Below are 1,431 nucleotides of genomic sequence, written 5' to 3'. Positions count from 1 at the left end.
TATAGCATCTATGAAAAAGCAGCTTGTCAAGTATCTTTAAGATTCACAAAAATCATAAGATATGAAAACTCAACAAACTGCAGGATCTAAGTTATTCATTGGTATTGATATCCACAAGCGTAGCTGGAAAATACATTGTGCGACAGACCTTTGTTCAGGTAAGACTTTCAGTATGCCTCCCCGTGCCGAACTCTTACGCGATTATGTGTTCAAGCATTATCCGGGCTATGAAGTATCCACCGCCTACGAGGCTGGTTGTTGCGGCTATGCTGCCCATCGTAGTTTCGAGCGGTATGGCTGGCGCTCTCTGGTAGTTAATCCTGCAGATATTTTTAGAAGGGGCAAGGAGCGCCATACTAAGACAGACCGTATAGATGCACAGTTGATTGCCCGTGAGCTCAAGGATAACCGGCTTGAAGGGATTTGTGTTCCCGATACCTGTAGAGAGCAATTACGCAGTCTTTTTCGGCGACGTAACGATCTTGTTAAGGATATGCGTCAGATCAAGAGTTATATCAAAATGCAATTGCTTTATTACGGCATCGAGATCCCCGAGCAATATGATAACGATCATTGGAGCCACAACTTCAGGCACTGGCTTGATGATCTAAAATTCGAGTATGATACCGGTGACGAAGTATTACGCAGTCGTATGCGTACTTTTAGGTTTATAGATCAGGAATTCAGGGATGTCTCTACTTTGCTACGAAGGCACACAAAGACTTATTTCAAGGAAGATTATATGCTTTTGCGCAGCATACCGGGAATAGGTCCCATTGTGGCCAGTGGTATTTTAAGCGAGCTGGGCAATCTGCGCCGGTTTACGAATATCAAGCATCTTGCAGGCTATGTAGGTTTGGCCCCTGGGATTTACCAGAGCGGTGATACGGTTCGTCATACAGGTGTAAGTATGCGCGCACATCGTTTGATACGCAGCTATTTCATAGAAGCCTCATGGCAGGCTATACGGACAGATCCGGTGATGCAAGGATATTACCGAAAGCATCAGGGCAAGAACGTAAAATCGGTAATAGTTAAAGTGGCCCGTAAGCTTTTAAGTCGTACGCTGGCCGTTATAAAAACAGGAATACCCTACCAGATAGGGGTAGTGGAATAATAAACCAATAGCTAAGCTCACTTAAAGAAGTAGAAAAGTTTGGATCACAAAACAATGTAGGTGATCGGCCCCTGGCCGAATCACATCGGTTAGCAAGTGACCAAACTTATTATAGCTTATAATCATACAGATGCTGGTGACACTGAATCGTAAAGTGATCACATATAGGATGCCGAGCAAGTTATATAGGTATTGAATGATTGATAATCCTATCGGAATTATCAACTATTCAACACCCCAAAATCAACATTATGAGGTAAGTAAAAATTAAATAGTAACTTTAAAGAACTGGACTAGGGCTTTTCATAGGATAC

1 protein-coding gene is annotated in these 1,431 nt (G+C 42.7%); it reads left to right on the top strand.

Going from position 1 to position 1,431, the window contains the following annotated elements; genetic code table 11:
• The first annotated feature begins 61 nt into the window (after positions 1-61).
• Entirely contained in the window at positions 62-1,117 is a 1,056-nt protein-coding gene (locus FOT42_RS17880; RefSeq protein WP_151891794.1) for an IS110 family RNA-guided transposase, read from the top strand.
• Positions 1,118-1,431: the final 314 nt, after the last annotated feature.

The sequence above is a fragment of the Flagellimonas hadalis genome (assembly GCF_007785775.2).
GTDB classification, from domain to species: Bacteria; Bacteroidota; Bacteroidia; order Flavobacteriales; family Flavobacteriaceae; genus Flagellimonas; species Flagellimonas hadalis.
Note: the sequence above shows the minus strand (reverse complement) of the source record. Positions and strands in the feature narration are given on the sequence as shown.

Bases quoted from the DNA above. Each gene is read 5' to 3' on its own strand.
- FOT42_RS17880 (WP_151891794.1), top strand. From the start codon at position 62: ATGAAAACTCAACAAACTGCAGGATCTAAGTTATTCATTGGTATTGAT.